The sequence below is a fragment of the Peribacillus sp. NPDC096622 genome (assembly GCF_044762665.1).
GTDB lineage: Bacteria > Bacillota > Bacilli > Bacillales > DSM-1321 > Peribacillus > Peribacillus frigoritolerans_B.
This window is the reverse complement of sequence record NZ_JBIWES010000003.1, coordinates 207125-228461: the sequence shown is the minus strand read 5'-3', so window position 1 is coordinate 228461 and position 21337 is coordinate 207125. Positions and strand designations below refer to the sequence as shown.

The following is a 21337-nucleotide window of genomic DNA, read 5'->3' as shown; positions in this document are numbered from 1 at the left end:
TTTATTTACCACCTATGTTTTATATTTGCAAGATATAAAGGGTGATCATTTAGACACTTTTCTCTTACAGATAATCATTATACCAAGAAAACGTAAAAATGATAAGGGCATGAAGGAAAATCAAAAGGAGTTGTATGGAAAGTTGAAAGAGTTAATGAGATATCCAATCATCCAAGCACCTATGGCAGGAGGAGCTTCCACTCCAAAACTTGCGGCTTCAGTATCCATTGCAGGAGGGTTAGGCTTTCTTGCAGCTGGCTATAAGACTGCAGAAGAGCTGAAGGACGAGATAGAGCAGACCCGCCATTTGACTGAGCGCCCTTTTGGCGTGAATGTATTTGTGCCAGGCAACGGGGTCGTGGATGAAAATATATTATCTGCCTATCGTGAAAAGATTGAAAAAGAGGCCGAGAGCGTTGGGGCTGAGATTGGAAAGGCTGATAGTGATGACGATGATTGGGGGAATAAACTACATGTATTGAAGGAGGCTGCGGTCGCAATCGTCAGTTTTACGTTTGGATGTCCAACGGAAGATGTAATAAGGGAGCTCCAAGATGTCGGTTCCCTTATAGCCGTGACAGTAACCAACCTTCAGGAAGCAAAAAAGGCGGCGGGAGCAGGCGCCGACGTTCTATGTGTACAGGGGATTGAAGCAGGGGGTCACCGGGCCAGCTTTGATAACCGCACAGAAGATGATTACGGTCTTTTAGTATTGATTCGGATGATAAAAGCTGAGCTGAACTTACCGATCATTGCGGCGGGCGGACTGATGCATGGAAAGGATATCGCGGCTGTGCTCGAAGCGGGAGCAACATCGGCGCAATTGGGAACGGCTTTCCTTCGCTGTCCCGAAAGCGGGGCAAGTCCGGTCCATAAGGCGGCGCTGGGAAATCCCCGATTTACTAAGACTTCTGTTACCCGAGCCTTCAGCGGCCGGAGGGCACGCGGGTTGGTGAATCACTTTTTAACGGAATATGATAGTGTTGCACCGGTCGCCTATCCTTATGTCCATCACATGACAAAACAAATGCGAAAAGCGGCCGGACAAAAGAACAATCCTGAATTGATGGCTTTGTGGGCAGGACAGGGATATAAGTTGAGCAGGGAACTTCCTGCATCGGAATTGGTTGAACTGCTTGTAGAAGAACTAAACGGAGAAGGATTTGGATGCTGATGGAAATTAGAAAATTATTCTTGGACGAGCCACCCCCGATGCATTTATTGCTTTTGGCAGATCCTTCAACGGAATTGGTCGAGGAATACTTGGGGAACGGAACGTCCTTTGTTGCCGTGAGTGATAAGCGAATGATCGGCGTTTGTGTTTTACTGCAAAAAGGCCCGGAACTGATAGAGATAATGAACATCGCGGTCGATGAACAGTACCATGGAAGAGGTATCGGCAGGCAATTGATTGAACACGCGATAGGCCATGCAAGGGAACAGGGATATAAAACGATTGAAATCGGAACGGGAAATTCGGGGATAGGGCAACTTGCCCTTTATCAAAAGTGCGGATTTAGAATAACTGGGGTCGATCGGGATTTTTTTAATAGAAACTATTCCGAGGCCATTTATGAAAATGGGATTAAGTGCCAGGATATGATTCGCTTGTCACAAAGTTTAGACTAAGCAATGATCATCCAAGTTTGACGGAAAAGCTTAACAGACAAAAGTGCGCGTCGCATTGCTTAGGGGGAATGAACTTGTTCTTTGGTGATATGATTTATCTTCTTTTTGCTTTACTAATGCCGTTTTTATTTGCGATTGGCGTTTTCGTATTCATTCGATCAACGAAAAGACAAAAGGATTCTTTATCGAAAATTCATGAAGACTCAAATGAAAAATAGCAGCAAGAGAAAAAGAGTGCATAACAACGGCACTCTTTTTCTCATCTTCACCTTTTCAAAAAGGCTTCCAATTTCCTTTTCACACTGGGCCATTCATGCTCGAGAATACTGTAGACCACCGTGTTCCTGATCCTTCCATCTTGCAGTTTTTTCTCCATTCTCAAAATGCCTTCTTCAAGGGCACCGAGCCTGGTTATTGCTGCACGCGATCTTTGGTTGCATTCGTCCGTCCTGAATTCAACCCGTTTCATTTGCCACTTTTCAAAAGCATGCTGCAGTAGCAAGTACTTACATTCTGTATTAATGGCTGTCCGCCATTTGTCTGGATGATACCAAGTCGCGCCGATTTCCAGGGATTGATTATGAAATTGAATATTTCTTAAGCTCGTGCTGCCAACTATCGAATCATCAGTTTGATCGATAACGACAAATGGATGATGAAGTTCCTGTTCCCTTGCTCGAATGCCTTCCTTTACATAGGAAATCGCTTCTTCATATGACAAAATTTTGGTTGCGCTCCATTCCCATATTTCAGATGGCAGGGAAGCGGCATAAAGCGGTTCGATATGATGTTCCATAATCGGGGTGAGTATCACGTGTTTCCCGAACAATTCGATATGTTCCATAGTATCCTCCTCTTGATTGATATCTTCATTATAAAAATATTCTGGTTCTTCAATAAGGACCAATGCTGATATAATGTATGGAACCAGATTGAAGGAGGACCAAATGTTTGAAATCACTCTAACCTTAGATAAAACGAATAAAGAAGCTTTATATGTCCAATTGTATAAATACTTTATAAAGGAAATCCAAAATGGGCAAATAAAGGCCGGAATGAAACTGCCTTCTAAACGTAAGCTGGCCTTGCATTTAGGGATAGGCCTGAATACAGTGGATACGGCTTATCAGCAGTTGATGGCAGAAGGGTATGTGGAAAGTCAATTGAGGAAAGGTTATTATGTAGCCGATTTAGAGCCGATCTCAGCATTGAATGAGCCGTTGCCTGTAACAGAAGGGATGATGGGCCCTCCAAATGAAAGAAATGAGATAGATTACAATCATGGCCGGGTGGACGTGGATTCTTTCCCGCATGCCGTGTGGAAAAAATGCTTGAACAATACGTTGTATCTACAGGAAAGGGAAATGTTCATGAGCGGTGACCCTCAAGGGGAATGGGGGCTCAGGGCTGAGATTTCATCCTATCTATTTCAATCGAGAGGAGTCCGCTGTGGGGCTGATCAAATCATCATTGGAGCAGGTACCCAGTATTTCATCCATCTGCTGCGGTTACTTCTTGGAAATGAGCAGTTGTTTGGGTTGGAAGACCCTGGCTTTCATCGGGTAAGGGAGGTACTGAGGCTGGAGGGAGCGGATACGGCATTCATACCCTTGGATGAAAGTGGAATGAGTGTGGACTCCTTGAAAGAGAGTGCAGCGAATGTTGCCTATGTCACTCCTTCCCATCAATTTCCTTCCGGTATGATCATGCCGATAACTAGACGGGTGGAATTACTGAATTGGGCAGTGGAAAAAAATGGTTATATTATTGAAGATGATTATGACGGGGAATTCCGACATGCAGGCAAACCGATTCCGTCCTTGCAGGGGTTGGACACAAATGGAAGGGTCATCTACCTAGGCACGTTTTCAAAGTCGCTCATCCCATCGATCAGGGTGGGATTTATGGTATTACCCATGGAGTTGGCTTGCGGCTTTCAGCATAAGTTAATTGGATATAAACAGACCGTTTCCAGACTGATTCAGGAAACGCTCTGTCTTTTTATGAAAAATGGACATTGGGAACGCCATCTGAATAAAATGCGAACGATTTATCGTAAAAAGAATAAGGTGCTGCTGAATGCAATTGAAGAAAGCTTCCATGATCGTGTAGCCATAATCGGTGAAAAGTCAGGATTGCACGTTCTTTTAAAAGTAAAAAACGGCAGCAGTGAGGCAGAGCTCATCCAGAAGGCTGCCAGTGTAGGGGTTAAAGTCCACCCAACATCGGTTTATCATTCAAAGAATGTGAAAGATCCGACTATTTTGATTGGGTACGGTGGGTTAACCGAAAGGGAAATCGAAGCTGGAATCCGGCTTTTAAAAAAGGCATGGCTATAGCTTGGTGCGAAAGTAAGGAAAAGGCCTTGCTTCACACTTATTCAACAATGATATAAGCTACCCATTTTAATTTCTTATATTATTAAGGATTTTAAGGACAGTCTGGAAAAATACTTCCTGTTCTTCTTCAGTAATGCCTTCCAGGGCTTTTCCTTCGATTTTTTCTGCAATTTTAAGACATTTTGTATGTACCTCTTTGCCCCGGGGGGTCAGTTCGATTCGTTTTTCCTGTTCATCTTTACCAGGAACTTGTTTAATCATATTATTCTGTTCCATACTGTTGACCGAACGTGTGATGATAACACTATCTACATCCAGGTAACTGCAAATATCCGGGATTGTGGAATAGCCACAGTTCTTTAAGTAATTCAGGATTGTCCACTGATTATGGTAAATTTCAAGGGTTGTAATTTGTTCATTCATTTTGCTGACTAAAGATCTCGATACTTGTAAATATTGATGAAATAATTGAGTAGGGTTCGTCATATGATTCTCCTTTATAATGGTCGACCAATCCATTATATTCTTAAATTCTTAAAAGTCTATTGTAAAGAATCATTTATTTCAGTCAATGTTTATTTTTGGAAGCAAAGCGGAGAAGGGAAAAATATTAATGGATTGAGGGAAAGCCCGGCCTTCCCAAATCATCAAAAAACAAAGGGGGGGCATATGCACAATTGGTTTGTCCATTTGGACGTGGATTTCCGCTCCAGGCACTCGCTTTCTGCGGGCGGTCCGGGGAGCCTCCTCGGCTTGTGCCTGCGGGGTCTCCCTTGGTCGCGCTTTTCCCGCAGGAGTCTCGTACCTTCCTCTCCAATCCACTTTGTTATAACATTTAGTTAGAAACCATACATGAGGAGTTGCCGGTACATCAATTAAAGAAAGATACGCTTTCGGGACCCTTCTTATGGCTTGTATAATTTGGACGTGGATTTCCGCTCCAGGCACTCGCTTTCCGCGGGCGGTCCGGGGAGCCTCCTCGGCTTGTGCCTGCGGGGTCTCCCCTTGACTCGCTTTCCCCGCAGGAGTCTCGTACCTTCCTCTCCAATCCACTTTGTTATAACATTTGGTTAGAAACCATACATGAGAAGTTGAAGGTGTTGCCGGTACATCAATTAAAGAAAGATACGTTTTCCGGCCCCTTCTTATGGCTAGTATAATTTGGACGTGGATTTCCGCTCCAGGCACTCGCTTTCCGCGGGCGGTCCGGGGAGCCTCCTCGGCTTGTGCCTACGGGGTCTCCCTTGGACGCGCTTTCCCCGCAGGAGTCTCGTACCTTCCTCTCCAATCCACTTTGTTATAACATTTAGTTAGAATGTTCCATTAGCAAGTATCAAATTGCCGCCGAGAATTGGTGAAAGTCAAAAACGCCACCTTACCTTGGAGCAGAATGCAATTATATCCTGCAAACAAAAACCAGCCTCAAAAGTGGCTGGTTTTTGTTTAAAACTTTTCGCTGGTGGAGCGGTGCTTTGTTTCTTTTTTATTTCGTTCTTCTTGATGTTCATATTTAATTTCATCAATTGGTAAATCATCAATGGGCATGACCACTTGATCACGTTCCAGCTGTTTTTCCTGGTTTTTCTTGAAGGCCTTGGATTTATCATTACGCTCTTCAAGATACTTTTCTTTATCTTTATTATCCAATGTCAATCCCTCCATCTCTTTATATCCCTTTTTCCCCTTATTGTGAAAATAAAACGTATAAGCGAAATATATGTGACCCCGTTTCATAAATATAAGGAGAACAGGAAAGTGCAAGGAGGGTTTGTTCAGTGAATGTCGCCGTCTTTTTTCGCTGGTTTTGGAGGGGGATTCTCCTTTTAGTCATATTAATCGTCATTCCCTATTCATGGGCGTTGATTTTAGCGTTGCTCACCGCCATTCTTTTGGATGGATTGGTCCGAATGATTGGTGAAACGGCAAAGCTGCATCGTTTTTGGGCAGTATTGATTTCGTTTGTTTTATATGTAGGCGGGCTTATAAGCATCACTTATTTTTCCTTTTCGGTATTAATCAAGAAGGTCATTGTCTATTCGGAGGAATTTCCCGGTTTCATACGTGAAGTGTATTTGACGGCTATATTGCCAGTCATTAGGCAATGGGAACGGTATTCCCAAACTTTGCCGCCAAATCTCATTCAATCGATAGAACAGACGATGGAAAAGGGAGTCATGGCTCTGGAGGGGTTCACAGAGGGCTTTGTTCAGGATATGGTTCAGTTCGTTACACTCATTCCGGGATTTTTCATTGACTTTTTAATTTACTTAATCGCTTTATTCTTATTCAGTCTTGATTTGCCTAAATTAAGAAAAAAGGCGATCCTTTATTTAAAGACATCCACCTATCAAAAGATTTCGCTAGTTTATCAAGATTTAAGTATGGCAGCCGTAGGCTTCATAAAGGCGCAAATTCTGTTGAGTTTAATAACGTTCATCATGGCTTATGGAGGACTATGGTTGTTAAATGTGAAGTATATGATTCCATTGGCACTGTTAATAGTGGTTGTGGACATTCTTCCTATCTTGGGGACGGGATCTGTACTGGTTCCTTGGGCAGCGATCGTTTGGGCTCAAGGAAATCATCATCTTGGTATTGGCCTCATCATCCTATTCCTGGTGATTACCATCATAAGAAGGACCATCGAACCAAAAATCTATTCAGCAAATATGGGATTAAGCCCCTTGGCATCGTTGGTCAGTCTTTATTTAGGCTTTAAGATGCTTGGTTTCCTTGGGCTTTTCCTTGGACCTTCGATACTGATTGTTTATGATACGCTAAAGAGGGCAGGTGTCATCAAAACCAACTTCAAAATATGAAAGAGTATTAGATGTTTTTGGCCTGATTTCTTAAATTTGACATATCTTTTACCGCTTTACCTTGACCGTTGCAATGATTGCAGTCTCGGGAGAAGAATTGCAGGTAACGGGTTTTACCTTTTCCTTTGCAGTGCTGGCAAATGGTTATGAGTTTCATGATTCCTCACTCCTTCAAAAAGTATCGCTTTTTTAACAGTATGAAACAATAAAGGTAGAACTATACTTCATGTAATCATCCAATGTTAAATGAAGCAGGTTTTATATAATATGTATTTATTTAATTTCATGTACCAGTTGAAAAAAATAACCCCCGCTCCTATTGTTTTTAGGAACGGGGGTTATTATCATGAAACGATTTCGGTTTGTGATATGATCGGGAATTCTTTCACTTCGCTTACGACTTTTGCTTGTTTATATATTTCAATATAACGAATATGGTGTTCTTCCATTTCCTTTATCCTAAAGTTATAGGGACCATAAGTCAGGATATCACCTTGTTTGGCCTCATAATTCTCGGTAAGGATCCATCCACCCATCGTATCAATATCTTCATCATTGATATCCAATCCAAGTAAATCATTCACTTCACTGACTAATACCTTGGCATCGATGATGTAGTGATCTTCTTTTAATTTGCGGACATCCGGAACTTCATCCAGGTCGAATTCATCGCGGATATCGCCAACGATTTCTTCAAGGATATCTTCCACGGTCACCAAACCTGATGTACCGCCGTATTCATCCATGAGGATAGCCATGTGAATCCGTTCCTTTTGCATTTTTAAAAGTAAATCGTGAATCGGGATACTGTCAATGACACGGATGATCGGACGAACATATCGCTCGATCGTTGACGCTGACTGATTGTTCTTGTCTATCATTTCAGTGAATAGCTCTTTGATATTGACCATTCCGATAACATGATCTTTATCACCGTCAATGACAGGATATCGTGTAAAATTCTCTTCCGCCATTACGGTGAAAAACTGCTGGATCGTATCATCTTTGGATACCGTTGCAATTTCTGTACGTGGAACCATGATTTCTTTTGCGATCCGATCATCGAATTCAAAAATCTTATTCACATATTTAAACTCTGATTGGTTAATTTCGCCACTTTTGTAGCTTTCGGAAACAATGATTCGAAGCTCTTCTTCTGTATGAGCCAAATCATGTTCGGAAACCGCTTTTAATCCTAGCATTCTTGTAAGCGTCCTTGCAGAGCCATTCAGTACCCAGATGAATGGATACATGATTTTGTTAAAACCAATTAAAGGTTTGGAAACCAATAAAGTGACTTGCTCCGCTTTTTGAATCGCCAATGTTTTTGGTGCCAATTCCCCAACAACCACGTGCATGAAGGTAATGAGAGAAAAGGCAATTGCAACCGAGAGTGCATGTGAAGCTGAATTTGGGAGATTCAATTGATTCAAGAGTGGATGCAAAATCTTTTCAACTGTCGGTTCCCCAAGCACCCCAAGCCCTAGAGCGGTAACGGTAATTCCGAGCTGGCATGTTGAGAGGTATTCATCCAGGTTGGATATGACTTTCTTTGCTGAAAGAGCATTCGGCGTTCCTTCTTCAATTAATTGATCGACCCTCGTGCTTCTCACTTTAACAATCGCAAACTCCGTAGCTACAAAAAATGCTGTTAAAGCAATCAAAATGGCAATAAGAACCAAGTTTATTATGTCCAAATAGTCTCCCTTAACTCGCCTTCGAGACGAATAAGGAGTACACCTCCTACATTTTTAAAATATACAAGTATATTTTTTTTGCCGTGCTGAATATTTTTGGGATTACTTCAAAAAAGCCTGTGGTAATAGATGTGCAGCCGCTTGAACTCCCATATCTTTAAGTGATGAAGAGAATAATAGTATATGCCGATTAGCGATGCGTAGACGGGAAATAGAAGAATTTCTGTCTGAAGGAGTGCAGCCATTTTCCAAAAGGATGCCCATATCCGTTACGCAAAGCAGCGTCCGTCCGTCAAAACGAACATTCTTTAATGCCCCATCAAATCACCTCAATCTAATTAATTAAATACTTTCATTATAGAAAGAGTTAATCATTCAGTCAAACAGCTTACTGCACCTTAAATCCGGTAAATTGCTTGTAAAGGATCAATTTGAGCTAATAATTAGCTGTTTTTGACTGTTTTCTCTACTTTATTGTAACATATTATAGAATATTCAGAAAACTAGAGGCCGTTTCATAAAAAATTGGTCAGTTCATTATTTTTTGGATGGTACAAACATATTCTATAGAAACCAAGACAAGTTTTAAAAGCAAGAATCAAAGGGGGTGGCAGCCATGAAAATCATGGAAAGGATGGCAGCGATCATTGCCGGCAGCATGCTAGTGGGTGTGGGAATCAATTTTTTTCTGATACCTTATCATTTATTGGATGGCGGCATGATAGGGATTGGGCTGATTTTTCATTACTATATAGGACTTCCGACTGGACTGGGTGTGATTTTGAGCAGCATTCCATTATATATATATGCTTGGTATTTTGAAAAAAAATTATTTCTGAACAGCTTGCATGGCTTGCTTTTTTCCTCTTTATGCATCGATATTTTTTCCGACGCCGTCACAGGATGGAACCTTCCCATTTATGTAAGTGCGATTATCGGGGGAGGGTTGATTGGACTTGGAATCGGCTTGATGCTTCGGTATGGGACCTCTACAGGCGGAACGGATATGTTGGCACAGATCATTTCCAGGAAGAGTGGACTCAATGTAGGTCTGCTTATTTTTTTCATTGATGGATGTGTACTGCTTTGCGGATTGAGCGTTGTGGGGACTTCAATCTTTTTATATTCATTTTTAACGATCATCGCGGTAGCCATGCTGACTTCAGTCACCGTGATGCGAACTATTTGATCTTAAATTATGTATAAAAATCAGAAAAAAGGAAAGGATGGGCAATATGAAGAGGACAGATTTTTAGTCTAATAAATAGTAAAGGGAAGTTCATATGAAAAAACTTTATATGTGCACTGCTTTGTTAGTCATGTTGGCAGGGTGTCAAGAATCTGAAATGCCAGAGGATAAGGAAGTGAACAGTGCTGTTCCAGAATCGATGGATGCATCGATTGTCATTAAAGGGAAATTGGAGCCAGGAAAAGAAGTCATTCTTGAAACGACAGTGAAACAGGGAAGCCAATTGGTGAATGAAGCTGATGTGGTACTGTTTGAAGTGAGAAAGTCCGGACAGGATAAACGGGAAATGCTTGAAGCAAAGAATACTGGAAGTGGCATGTATCAAGTGATGCATACTTTTGAAGAACAAGGCAAATATATTGTAGTCTCCCATGTAACGGCTGAAGGCCTTCATGTAATGCCTGAAAAAGAAGTTGTCGTTCCAGAACATGAAAGTGAAGGTGCATCGGTTCATCCTAGTACGGATGTATCTATCGAGTTTCAAAGTAACCCTGTAAAGGCAGGAAACAGTTCGAACTTTGAAGCGACAGTTGAATTGAATGGGAAGCCACTGACAAATGCAGATGTGAATTTCGAGGTGTGGAAGGAAGGCAGTGAAGAAAGTCATTTCACCAAAGCTGAAGAAGATGGAAATGGAACATATCTAAATAAGGTATCTTTCGAAGAAGCGGGAACCTATAAGGTGCAGGTACATGTTGAAAAAGACGAAGTGCATGAACATCAACTGCAGACCATTCAAGTCAATTGATTGTTTTTTAGATCGAATTGTTTAAACAGGTTTTATCACTTCGTTAAATGGGAAGTTAAAGGATAACGGTACAGCAGAAAGGGAGGGTGAGCATGAATAATCAAATAATCAACAAGTATAAAGATCTCGGGATTCATATTGAAAAAACGAAATCACGGCAGGAGATTTTCACTAATGTTTCACAAAATGATTCATCCTTACTCACCACCGCTGTTTTTCTCAATTTTCCCCAAAAGGGGAACTAAAAGAATATTGATGTAAAGAGACCGGAGTACATAGCAGCTGGTCTTTTTTTATGCATTCCTAAATGTGATGCTTGTGAAACTGGATATGAAAAATCGAATAGAACGTCATGAGCTGAATAGGATAGAAGGACAAACAATTTGAATTTAGCGGTAAGGGGAGTCCGATAGCATGATATCACAGCTTATTATGACGATATTGAATTGGTTTGCGGAAATGGGATATATCGGGATTTTATTGGGGCTGATGGTTGAAATCATCCCGAGTGAGCTTGTTCTCGGATACGGTGGTTATGTGGTCGGCCTGGGGAAAATGAATTTTTGGGGAGCTGTTCTTGCAGGTGTGGCCGGCGGGACGATGGCACAATTATTTCTCTATTGGGCTGGTTATTATGGAGGCAGGCCCTTTCTCTTGAAATATGGAAAATATATTCTAATTAAAGAAAATCATATTGTAAATGCTGAAGAGTGGTTTAAGCGTTATGGCGTAGGCGTGGTTTTTACGGCTCGATTCATTCCGGTGGTTCGCCATGCTATTTCCATCCCTGCTGGAATTGCGAGGATGTCCGTATGGAAGTTTATATTTTATACGGTTGCGGCTGTCATACCTTGGACCATATTGTTCCTGACCTTAGGAAGGATCCTCGGCGAGAATTGGCAGCAAATCCGGGAAATAACTGAACCTTATCTTATTCCGGCTGCTGGTTTTTCCTTTATCTTTATCGTGCTGTATATCTTATGGAAAAAAAAGAGCACACCTCCAATCGTAACGGTCAAAAAAGTGGGACGGTTTCCCGATAAATGAACAAATCGAAAAAACAGCCACGTAAAATAACCTATTACGTGGCTGTTTTTAATCATTATCCTTGGGTAAGGTCTTCTCCCAAAGGAAGCTGTACGACCTTTTTTGTGACCTCAATAGAACGAATGGCGTGATCTTCCATTTCAATCACTTTAAAGCAGAATCCGTCTCTTTCCATGATGTCCCCTACCTTCACATCATAGTTTTCAGTAAGGACCCATCCGCCTATAGTATCGACATCATCTTCTTCCAAGTGAATGCCAAGTAGATCATTCACTTCCTTTACAAGAAGTTTAGAGTCTAAAATATAATGTCCATCATTAATTTTCCTGATTGAGGCAACTTCATCGATATCGAATTCATCGCGAATTTCCCCAACGATTTCCTCGAGGATATCCTCGACTGTGACAAGTCCGGAAGTTCCGCCGTATTCATCCATCAAAATAGCCATATGAATGCGTTCTTTTTGCATTTTTAACAGCAAATCGTGAATTGGTATATTTTCCATTACCCGGATGATCGGACGAGCGTAATTTTCAATCGCTTTGATATGGATTTCCCGGTTCTTAATAAGATCCGAGAAAACTTCCTTTAAGTTCACTAAGCCGATGACATGGTCTTTATCACCTTCGACAACAGGATATCGAGTGTACTTTTCCAATTTGGCTACATCGACGAATTCCTGTACCGTTTCATCCTTGGATATGGTCATGATTTCTGTCCTTGGAACCATGATTTCTTTGGCAACACGATCATCGAATTCAAAGATGTTATTTACATATTTAAATTCCGACTGGTTAATCTCCCCGCTTTTATAGCTATCTGATAGGATGAAACGCAATTCTTCTTCCGTATGGGCTATTTCGCTTTCGGATGCTGGCTTAAAGCCAAATAATCCGACAACGAATCGGGAAGAATGATTCAAGGCCCAGATGAAGGGAAAGGCTATCTTATGGAAAAAAATCAGCGGGCCGGCAATTGCCAAGGTCACTTGCTCAGCCTTTTGGATGGCAACCGTCTTTGGAGCCAATTCACCAACAACCACATTCAGGAACGTTATCAGGGAAAATGAAATGACAAATGTCAGAATGTTTGTGACTTCTTGAGGGATATTCAAGGCATTGAATAAGGGGCCAACCAATTTAAGGACGGTCGGTTGTCCCAGCCACCCCAATCCAAGGGCAGTAACGGTAATTCCAAGCTGTGTCGCGGATAGGTATTCATCAAGATCGGATGTAACCTTCTTTGCCGCTATGGCTTTTTTGTTTCCCTCTTCAATCAATTGATCGATCCTAGAGCTACGAACCCTTATGATCGAAAATTCCGAAGCTACAAAAAAGGCTGTTAAAGCAATTAAAATAATGACAAATAAAAAACTTAATATGTCCAATTAGTGTGGGACTTGAATCGCCAGATGTGCCGAACGATTTAATTATCCCAGTCACCTCCCAAAACCAATAATGAATGAAATGATATTAAAATGTTAGATGGAAAAATAAGTATCGTCTATCTTGTATGAAATTATTATGGTTTTTATTTTCAATCTATAGGATCATTCACCTCGATTAGTAGTGGAACCTTCCTATTAGTATAAGTAACTGGACGTCAATCAGTCAAAAATTTCACACTAAAAGCCTAAGGAAAAAAGGATAATTATCCATTATTTAGTTTTTAATTGTATGGAAAAGGTCGTAAGGAAATCGGTAGAGTGACAGGATATGGTTCCTTGATGCTTTAAAACGATTTCTTTACAGACGAATAACCCCAATCCCGTTCCCCTTTTTTTTGTGGTGATGAATGGTTCAAAAATATTCGGCAGGACGTCGTCAGGTATCTTCGGCCCATTATTCGATATATTTAAAGTAAGAATGCCGGGTGGTGATTCAGAGCCTGAAATGTAAATGGATGGGGAAGGCATCCCTGCAACCACATCAAGAGCATTTAATATAATATTAAGTAAAACTTGACGGAATTCTTCTTTGGAACCGGAAATTACGGCATCCTCGGCAATATTACATGTAATGGAAGCATTAACTTCCAAAATGCTGGGATATAAAAATTCGATCACCTCATTCACAAGCTGAGCAATGGAAAATAGATCAGGTTGTGATGTTGAAGTTTCCTTTTTGGAAATATTAAGAAATTGTGTGATCCGGTAATTGAGCTGATCCAATTCCTTTGAAATGATATCAAGGTATTTTATCTCAGGTTGTTCTGCCTGTAACAATTGTATGAATCCCATGATGGAAGTCAGTGGATTTCTGAATTCATGGACAAAGCTTGAGGTCATTTGGCCAAGGAGTGTCAAACGGTCTTTATGGTTTGGGCTTATGAATTGATAGCGTTCTTCAAGTTCCATCGTTTTCAATTCGGTATAATGGGATAATGCATAATGAATGAGTTTATCGAAGTAAACATTTACTTGTTTAATTAGATCCGATATTTCTTCCTTGGGTGCTTCGGAATTCAAAATGTGCTCTATGATGATGGATCTCCCGATGGTTACAGTGGAAAAGAAATTTTCCATATCCAATTGCTTACTAACTCGATCAGCCGTAATTTTTTCCCCTACGACCTTCAGTACATCGTCTTGTTCAGCGTCCGATTTTCCAAGCTGATCCATTAGCAGGTTAAAAATATTTTCCACCTCTCCTTTAAAATACCCCAGATATCCGTCCGGTAAATGCAGCAACTCATCTTTCCATTTGGAAATGATACTGTTTTTTTGAGAAGATAAAAAGTGAATGGTCATTTCTCGATTAGATACCATTTTGCCCTCCATACTGTAGGAAAATGAATTTACTTTTGACCCAGAAAGTACTTTATTTGAATAAATTTACAAAATATCAAAATAATTACATATAGTTTTCATGATAACAGATTACTCTTCTTTTAACATGTGTCAATTGGATAAATATTCGGCAATTAAGCAATAAATACCTTTTTTTGACACAGTTTTATTACAGTAATTACAGGAATTAATAACAAAAAAAGGTATCCGCAGTTAATGACGGTTACCTTTTTTATGAAATGCATATGGTTCGATGTGAACGATTACATGCTGGATATTATATTCCTTCAAAAGATTTTCTTCGATTTTAATTGTAATATCATGACCTTGAATGACGGTCAAAAGAGGGTTGACATGAACGGTAGTTTCGAGAAGGATTTCACTTCCGTGCATCCGGGCTTTAATTTCACTCATGTCTTTAACACCCTCTGTCAGTATAATGGTTTGTCCGATCTTTTGCAGGAGCTGCTCGTCGAAACCATCGGTTAAAGAGATGGAGGCATCACGAAAGATATCCCAGGCCGTTTTGCATATGATGACCCCCACGACTGCTGCAGCTATTGCATCCAGCCAAGGGATTCCCATCTTAGTACCGATGATTCCAATGAAAGCTCCAACACTGACAAGGGCGTCGGACCGATTATCCTGTGCAACGGCATAGATGGAAGAGCTGTTGATTTTTTTACTTAAAGAAAGGTTATAACGGTAGATTCCATACATGAAGATTGCAGAGAATAGAGCGACATAACCGGTCAGCATACTGGGAACGGTTGTTGAATCTTGGTGAAAGAAGGATTCAATGGCACTGAATACAACCTGAAGGCCCACTGTTATCATGATGAAGGCAGCTACCAACGACGCTACTGTTTCCGCCCGTAAATGACCATATGAATGATTATCATCAGGAGGTCTCTTTGAAATTTTCAAACCAATCAAAACGGCTATGGAAGCGATGATGTCGGTGGTATTATTTAAACCATCAGCCCAAAGCCCTTTAGAGTCACCGAAATAACCAAATGACAATTTAAGAGCAGACAAGAATATGTAAGCGGCAATGCTTATGTAGGCGCCTTTTTCAGCTGATATCGAATGTTTATCCATGTCCATTCCCTCCCCAATGTAAATTAGGCTTAATAAAGATACCAAATCAAACCTTAGTGAGTCTATAGAAAAATTGTCGTATTTAGCCACCTAACTTGGTTAACGGCAGGTGTATTGAAGGTCTGTAAAGAAGTTGGATAAACAAAATAATATTTACATTAAATGGTAAAAATAGTGAGTTTTGATGACATGTACAGTTTCTTTAATCATTTAGAGAAACTAATAGTATATTCTAACCGATGATCGAAAATTAAATACTTCCACAAGGAGCCAAAATGCTGGGAGTGAACGGTTCAGGTTCAGGCATTTTGAACCTGATAGTTAGCACTGATACAGGATGAGGTTTTGGGCAGCAATTAGCACCCCGGTATTTTCCGGCTGCTCCAAATGTAATACTGAAAAAATCCTATTAACAACAAGGCCGGATTCTATAAGAATCCGGCCTTAGACTGTAGACAAATGAAAAAAGTTCCACTTGATTTCAGAAATCCGCTCCCTTTCCGCTGACTGTCTGCCAAGCCTCCTCACCGCAAGCGCCTGCAGGGTCTCGGCTAGCCAGTTATTCTTGCAGGTGTGTCTCAAATTTCTTTAATGCAATGAGGTTTCATCCGTATAAACAAGTAAAAAACATGAAGGATAATCAAGTTTTCCTTTAAAATCATGGTTCGGGGTGAGACCATTCCGAACCCCTTTTTTCGGAGCCAGTCAGGGTGAACCCGCTCAATCTTCATTTTGCAATGAATACCGAACATGGTGCGTTTTTCGCAATGGAACTACTTGTACTGCCAAGGAAGAATTTTTCCAAACCGCTTTTATCGCTATTGCCGACAACGATAAGATCAGCTGAAGTTCTTGCTGCAAAGTCACATACGCTATCTGGCGCATATCCTTCCAATAGTTCGAATCTTCCCTTAACTTGATACTCACTTAACAATCTCAACGTATTACTTTCTGCGTTCTGAATACTATTCTCGACGGCGGAAGGGGTGTCATTTACCTTTTGATCTCTTGGCTGATCAACTTCAAGAACAGGATGTGTCTGGACTGGATCCACATAAAATCCGGCAGAGGGTACGAACCCCGGCGCCGAGGCGTTACCCATGATACGCTGTTCAACCTTATCATTTAGGACATGAACTACGGTCAACTCGGCTTTTGGAAAGGCCTTTTTCAATGTTGCTCCATATTCGACGGCACGTTTACTCTCTTCATTTCCATCAAAAGCGACGACAATATGTTTTAAGTCTTTCATTACTATCATCTCTCCCCGTTATAAGCCATTAAAAGTGTTATACCCACTTTTAAGTGGATTCACGCCTTCAATCGGTATATAGATTGCCTTTTACGGGTAAAGGATAGATACGAGCATAGTTAAGATGGTAGGATGAAATCTGGGTCCTTCAGTTAATTGGCATGCTCAGAAGATGTAGGGATATCATCGGCAAGGATGCCGATTCGCGAGTATAGTGCTGCAGGAAAAGGGCGCCTTTTATTCAATCGAAGAGTTTTCTTTAACAAAAAGGGTAAAATATTTTTAATGAAACATGTCGCAGATGGGAAAATGGGGGTACAAATGAGAGGGTTAGTGAAATTAGGTCTAATTATAATATTGGCGATTGTGGTTTTAGGCGCCGGTTCACTATTGTATTTCAGGCAGGGTGCTGATATAAGTCATCTTGAAAATAGTCTTCAGCAACCTACAGGAATCTATGATCTGGATGGGAATCTAGCCAGTACGATCACGGCAAATAAATCCGAAGGTGTTCCGATAGATGAAATACCGGAACATATGAAACAAGCGGTGGTTTCCATTGAGGATCACCGTTTTTATGAACATCACGGCATAGATTATCAAGGGATCATGCGGGCTTTGGTTAAAAATGCGAAGGCTGGAAGTGTTGTTGAAGGCGGGAGCACGCTCACCCAGCAGCTTGTGAAAATCACGATGCTGGAATCAGATCGAACACTGAAGAGGAAGATAGAAGAGTTTTTTCTGGCCCAGGAGGTTGAAAATCAATATACAAAAGATGAAATTCTGGAAATGTATTTGAATCAAGTTTATTTTGGCCATGGGGCATGGGGAATCAAAAAGGCTGCAAATATTTATTTTTCCAAAGAGGTCTCTGAATTGACCGTTGCCGAGGGAGCTTTGCTGGCGGGAGTCATTAACTTGCCATCCAAACTTGATCCATACAAGAATTTGGACGGAGCAATGAAGCGGCGTGATTTGGTTCTTTCGCGAATGGAGGAACATGGTTATTTGACGAAAGATGAAGAAGCGGCTGCAAAAAAAGATTCGGTAACACTTCTTATGGGGGAGAAGGAAACCGATCCATTAAGAGGTAAGTATCCTTATTATGTCGATCATGTTTTATCGGAAGCATCGAGTAAATATGGAATTAAGCTTGAGGATCTGCTTTCAAAGGGGTATAAAATTTACACGGCTCTGGACCAATCCATGCAGCAGGCTACAGAAGCCGTATATGAGAATGCAGCCAATTTTCCGGTTGGAACGAGTACAGAGGAACTGGTTCAAAGCGGGTCTGTCCTTCTTGATCCTGAAACGGGCGGCATAAAAGCACTTGTCGGCGGGAGAGGTGAACATCAATTCATGGGATATAACCGGGCAACCCAACTGACAAGGTCTCCTGGTTCATCCATTAAACCGCTTGTCGTTTACACGCCAGCAGTTGAAGAGGGATATGATATCACTGACCCTTTAAAGGATGAAAAAATGAGCTTCGGTGAATATGAGCCAACAAACCTGAGTGGTGAATATAAAGGAGAAGTCCCCATGTATGAAGCGGTGATGAATTCCTTGAATGTACCGACGGTTTGGCTATTGAATGAGATTGGCATCGATAAGGGGCTTGATTCACTTAAGCGGTTTGGGATTCCATATGACAAGGATGATCGAAACCTGTCGATCGCTTTAGGAGGGATGAAGAAAGGTGTATCCCCGCTGCAGATGGCAGGAGCCTTTTCAGCTTTCGCCAACGAAGGCGAACGGATGGAAACCCATGCCATTGTAAGAATAGAAAATGCCGATGGAAAAGAGGTTGCCGCCTGGAAAGAGAATAGCACCAAAGTGACCTCTGTAGGCGCCGTCGACAAAATGAATGCCATGCTGCTAGGAACAGTGGAATATGGCACAGCGAAAAACGCGGCTGTTTCCGGTTATGAAATAGCAGGTAAAACAGGTTCCACACAAGTTCCAATCGAAGGAATATCAGGGGTTAAAGATCAATGGTTCATCGGATATTCACCTTCGCTGGTCGGTGCTGTTTGGGCAGGATATGATAAGACAGACGAAAAACATTATCTAACGACACACAGCAGTCAGGGAAGTGCACTCATCTTTCAAAAAATAATGTCGCAAGCTTTACAGAATCAGGCTGCTCAATCTTTTAAAGCTCAAGATATCGGTCCGCTTATAGCAGAACAACAGGCAATTATTGCTGAGCAACAGGAAAAGGCAGAAGAGGAGAAAAGGAGACAATATTGGATTGATAAAGGAAATGAAATACGGGAAGGCTTGAATAAATGGAGGGACTGGGAGGTTCCGTGGTAATTCTCAAGTCTGGAGCATGAACAAGCCCTTCTTAATTAAATCAACAAAAAAAAGACTGTCAATCATTGACAGTCTTTCATCATTCTTAAAAAATGAGATTTGCTATTATGCCGATTACGACGATTGCGCCTATCACCATTAAAATGGTTCTCATATAAATACACCCTCTTCAAAATGTAGTTGGAATCAATTCAAATATTTACGGTTTGGTTCGATTGGAAATGAAATGCACTTTCATTTTCTTTACAAATAGCCTGTACTTTTTCAAGCATGGCATGTACATTCTCGCCTTCAAGTATGACTTTCATGGTTGCACACTCTTGAAGAATGAGCACAAAGGATACGAAAGTCGAAAGTTTCTTGGCATCGACCAATTTATGGTTGCAGATGAAATATATATTCCCTTTAAATTCTTTTGTAACTTGATATAGGTTCATGATTTGTCGCATGGATAATCTTTTATTTGTTTTAATGTCAGAAGAAATCACTTTATTCATGTCGTTAACTCCTTTTGTTTTTATACTTTTGGAAAAGCATAATCAAGATGTCAATTCAGCTACAACTTTTAAAAATGAACAAGTATGTTTGGACTTTTTTATGTAATTGTTAGCGGGTCATGTTGTATATTTACCCGAGTGAAAGATTTTGAAACCTATTTGAAAATTTCAATTTTGGGAGGGGGAATGAACAATGCTCACACTTATTAAAAATGGGGAGCTTTATGGTCCGGAATATATGGGCCAAAAAGATATCCTCTTGGTGGGAAAGCAAATTGGCTTCATTGAGGACAAGATTGATGTACCTGCCAATTTCGTTGAAATGAAAGTGATTGATGCGAGTGGTCAAATTGTGGCTCCGGGTTTTATAGATGCTCACGTACATATTATCGGAGGAGGCGGGGAAGGGGGCTTTAAAACGAGGACACCTGAAATCCAATTAACGGATGCCACTTTAGCTGGTATAACGACATTGGTGGGGGTCATCGGCACAGATGGAACGACAAGGACGATGCCTGCACTGCTCGCTAAAGCGAGAGCGCTTGAAGAAGAAGGAATTAGCTGCTTCGTTCAGACTGGTTCGTATCAAGTTCCAGTCAAGACGTTAACCGGTAAGATCGAGGATGATTTGATTCTTGTGGATAAAATTATCGGTGTTGGCGAAATAGCCATTGCAGATCATCGTTCCTCGCAGCCGACTGCAGCTGAACTCGCTAAACTGGCCTCGCAGGCGCGTAATGGGGGTCTGTTGTCCGGGAAAAGCGGTATCGTCAACATTCATGTCGGCGACAGTCTAGATCATTTGCATGTAATTGAAGAAGTGGTCGAGACAACGGAAATACCGATCACTCAGTTCTACCCTACACATATAAACCGAAATCCGCATTTATTCAATGCAGGGGTGGAATATGCAAAGAAAGGGGGGTATATAGATTTTACGACAAGTACAATCCAAAAATTCCTCGAAGAAGGGGAGGTCAAAGCAAGTACAGCAATAAAAATGGCACTAGAAAAAGGTGTTGAAATCGGGCAGATCACCATAACTTCAGATGGGCAAGCCAGCCTGCCAGACTTCGATGGAAGCGGCAACCTTTGCGGTTTGAACATTGGTACATGCATGTCCTTATATGATTGTGTTGTCGATGCGGTCCTCGAGGATGGAGTGACAATTGCCGATGCCATACGAGTTGTGACGGAAAACCCGGCAAAAATTTTAAAGCTTTCTGCAAAGGGACAACTTTCAGTAGGTAAGGACGCCGATATCGTCATGATGAATCAACAAACTTTAGAAATAAATAGTGTTATCGCGATGGGGCAGATCATGGTCAAAGATGGTGAAGCAGTCGTGAAAGGAACATTTGAAAAATAGATCTTTTCTAATTTTGGGTGCTATTTCCGGTGCGAGTTCTAACCATTTATACTGAAATGCAAAAAGGGAGCGGATTTCTGAGATCAACTCGAAACTCGAACGTTTTTTTGAGGTTCAGTAATTCTGACCTTTGATTTCCATTCCAGGCACTCGCTTTCCGCGGGCGGTCCGGGAGCCTCCTCGGCGCTCGCCTGCGGGGTCTCCCTTGTCCACGCTTTCCCCGCAGGAGTCTCGTACCTTACATTCCATTCAACTGAAACGTTTGTTTAGAAAAAACTAGATTCCCTTCATGTTTTTTACCGTAATCCTCAATGGATTGAAGAAATATGCGACACTCCTGCCGAAAAACTGGCTAGCCGAGACCCCACAGGCACTTACGCCGAGGAGGCTTGGCAGACAGTCGGCGGAAAGGGAGCGGATTTCTGAAATCAACTCGAACGTTTTTTTGAGGGTCAGTAATTTTTTGACCTTTGATTTCCATTC

At 41.3% G+C, this 21337-nt stretch carries 22 protein-coding genes; 11 read left to right on the top strand and 11 right to left on the bottom strand.

Translation table 11 applies throughout. The features are described 5' to 3' along the window. The first annotated feature begins 142 nt into the window (after window positions 1-142). The 3 genes from ACIQYG_RS07550 (at window position 143) to ACIQYG_RS07540 (ending at window position 1847) form a co-directional block, all read left to right on the top strand. A complete protein-coding gene (locus tag ACIQYG_RS07550; RefSeq protein WP_402836718.1) occupies window positions 143-1174 on the top strand; it encodes a nitronate monooxygenase in 1032 nt (343 codons plus the stop codon). Beyond that, window positions 1174-1629 carry a GNAT family N-acetyltransferase gene (locus ACIQYG_RS07545; RefSeq protein WP_402837171.1) on the top strand — a complete coding sequence of 152 codons (456 nt, stop codon included), beginning with the start codon at window positions 1174-1176 and terminating at the stop codon, window positions 1627-1629. The genes ACIQYG_RS07550 and ACIQYG_RS07545 overlap by 1 nt, the downstream gene beginning before the upstream one ends. Window positions 1630-1703: 74 nt before the next feature. Next, window positions 1704-1847 (top strand): hypothetical protein, encoded by a 144-nt coding sequence (locus ACIQYG_RS07540; RefSeq protein WP_402836716.1) that lies wholly within the window; start codon window positions 1704-1706, stop codon window positions 1845-1847. 47 nt (window positions 1848-1894) lie between these two features. Here the strand turns inward: ACIQYG_RS07540 and ACIQYG_RS07535 are convergent, their stop codons facing one another. Next, window positions 1895-2473: a GNAT family N-acetyltransferase gene (locus tag ACIQYG_RS07535; protein ID WP_402836714.1), complete on the bottom strand. Its 579-nt coding sequence runs from the start codon at window positions 2471-2473 to the stop codon at window positions 1895-1897. Between the two features lie 103 nt (window positions 2474-2576). Here ACIQYG_RS07535 and pdxR point away from each other — a divergent pair, with 103 nt between their 5' ends. Continuing rightward, entirely contained in the window at window positions 2577-3968 is a 1392-nt protein-coding gene (gene pdxR, locus ACIQYG_RS07530) for a MocR-like pyridoxine biosynthesis transcription factor PdxR (protein ID WP_402836712.1), read from the top strand. A 66-nt stretch (window positions 3969-4034) separates the two neighbouring features. Here the strand turns inward: pdxR and ACIQYG_RS07525 are convergent, their stop codons facing one another. The 3 genes from ACIQYG_RS07525 to ACIQYG_RS07515 all read right to left on the bottom strand — a co-directional run bounded on the left by ACIQYG_RS07525 (window position 4035) and on the right by ACIQYG_RS07515 (window position 5615). Continuing rightward, entirely contained in the window at window positions 4035-4454 is a 420-nt protein-coding gene (locus ACIQYG_RS07525; protein ID WP_402836710.1) for a MarR family winged helix-turn-helix transcriptional regulator, read from the bottom strand. A 78-nt stretch (window positions 4455-4532) separates the two neighbouring features. Then, entirely contained in the window at window positions 4533-5156 is a 624-nt protein-coding gene (locus ACIQYG_RS07520; protein WP_402836709.1) for a hypothetical protein, read from the bottom strand. A 255-nt stretch (window positions 5157-5411) separates the two neighbouring features. Further along, a complete protein-coding gene (locus tag ACIQYG_RS07515) occupies window positions 5412-5615 on the bottom strand; it encodes a hypothetical protein (RefSeq protein ID WP_057275739.1) in 204 nt (67 codons plus the stop codon). Between the two features lie 128 nt (window positions 5616-5743). On the opposite strand from ACIQYG_RS07515, the gene ytvI reads away from it, so the two are divergent. Further along, entirely contained in the window at window positions 5744-6787 is a 1044-nt protein-coding gene (gene ytvI / locus ACIQYG_RS07510; protein WP_402836707.1) for a sporulation integral membrane protein YtvI, read from the top strand. A gap of 7 nt (window positions 6788-6794) precedes the next feature. On the opposite strand, the gene ACIQYG_RS07505 is transcribed toward ytvI, so the two are convergent. Together ACIQYG_RS07505 and ACIQYG_RS07500 are read right to left on the bottom strand one after the other, a co-directional pair. Continuing rightward, window positions 6795-6944 (bottom strand): hypothetical protein, encoded by a 150-nt coding sequence (locus tag ACIQYG_RS07505; RefSeq protein WP_170956573.1) that lies wholly within the window; start codon window positions 6942-6944, stop codon window positions 6795-6797. Window positions 6945-7131: 187 nt separating this feature from the next. Next, complete coding sequence (locus tag ACIQYG_RS07500) at window positions 7132-8484, bottom strand: hemolysin family protein (RefSeq protein WP_402836704.1); 1353 nt, start codon at window positions 8482-8484, stop codon at window positions 7132-7134. A gap of 616 nt (window positions 8485-9100) precedes the next feature. Between ACIQYG_RS07500 and ACIQYG_RS07495 the strand changes: the two genes are divergently transcribed. The 4 genes from ACIQYG_RS07495 to uptA all read left to right on the top strand — a co-directional run bounded on the left by ACIQYG_RS07495 (window position 9101) and on the right by uptA (window position 11528). Beyond that, a complete protein-coding gene (locus ACIQYG_RS07495) occupies window positions 9101-9673 on the top strand; it encodes a YitT family protein (protein WP_402836703.1) in 573 nt (190 codons plus the stop codon). Window positions 9674-9767: 94 nt separating this feature from the next. After that, window positions 9768-10481, top strand: coding sequence for a FixH family protein (locus ACIQYG_RS07490; protein ID WP_402836701.1), 714 nt, complete (start codon window positions 9768-9770; stop codon window positions 10479-10481). Between the two features lie 92 nt (window positions 10482-10573). Continuing rightward, complete coding sequence (locus tag ACIQYG_RS07485; protein ID WP_402836699.1) at window positions 10574-10726, top strand: Lmo0850 family protein; 153 nt, start codon at window positions 10574-10576, stop codon at window positions 10724-10726. Between the two features lie 172 nt (window positions 10727-10898). Then, window positions 10899-11528, top strand: coding sequence for an undecaprenyl phosphate transporter UptA (gene uptA, locus ACIQYG_RS07480; protein WP_402837169.1), 630 nt, complete (start codon window positions 10899-10901; stop codon window positions 11526-11528). Between the two features lie 55 nt (window positions 11529-11583). Here the strand turns inward: uptA and ACIQYG_RS07475 are convergent, their stop codons facing one another. The 4 genes from ACIQYG_RS07475 to ACIQYG_RS07460 form a co-directional block, all read right to left on the bottom strand. After that, window positions 11584-12915: a hemolysin family protein gene (locus ACIQYG_RS07475; protein ID WP_402836697.1), complete on the bottom strand. Its 1332-nt coding sequence runs from the start codon at window positions 12913-12915 to the stop codon at window positions 11584-11586. Window positions 12916-13185: 270 nt separating this feature from the next. Then, window positions 13186-14295: a histidine kinase N-terminal domain-containing protein gene (locus ACIQYG_RS07470; protein ID WP_402836695.1), complete on the bottom strand. Its 1110-nt coding sequence runs from the start codon at window positions 14293-14295 to the stop codon at window positions 13186-13188. Window positions 14296-14529: 234 nt separating this feature from the next. Then, a complete protein-coding gene (locus tag ACIQYG_RS07465; RefSeq protein WP_402836693.1) occupies window positions 14530-15417 on the bottom strand; it encodes a cation diffusion facilitator family transporter in 888 nt (295 codons plus the stop codon). 727 nt (window positions 15418-16144) lie between these two features. After that, window positions 16145-16669, bottom strand: a complete 525-nt coding sequence (locus ACIQYG_RS07460; RefSeq protein ID WP_402836691.1) for a universal stress protein — start codon at window positions 16667-16669, stop codon at window positions 16145-16147. A gap of 156 nt (window positions 16670-16825) precedes the next feature. On the opposite strand from ACIQYG_RS07460, the gene ACIQYG_RS07455 reads away from it, so the two are divergent. After that, the gene (locus tag ACIQYG_RS07455; RefSeq protein WP_402836689.1) at window positions 16826-18988 is read left to right on the top strand and encodes a transglycosylase domain-containing protein; all 2163 of its coding nucleotides are present in this window, start codon (window positions 16826-16828) and stop codon (window positions 18986-18988) included. A gap of 191 nt (window positions 18989-19179) precedes the next feature. Here the strand turns inward: ACIQYG_RS07455 and ACIQYG_RS07450 are convergent, their stop codons facing one another. Continuing rightward, window positions 19180-19485 carry a hypothetical protein gene (locus tag ACIQYG_RS07450; protein ID WP_402836687.1) on the bottom strand — a complete coding sequence of 102 codons (306 nt, stop codon included), beginning with the start codon at window positions 19483-19485 and terminating at the stop codon, window positions 19180-19182. Between the two features lie 193 nt (window positions 19486-19678). Here ACIQYG_RS07450 and iadA point away from each other — a divergent pair, with 193 nt between their 5' ends. Beyond that, entirely contained in the window at window positions 19679-20854 is a 1176-nt protein-coding gene (gene iadA / locus ACIQYG_RS07445; protein WP_402836685.1) for a beta-aspartyl-peptidase, read from the top strand. The last annotated feature ends 483 nt before the right edge of the window (window positions 20855-21337 follow it).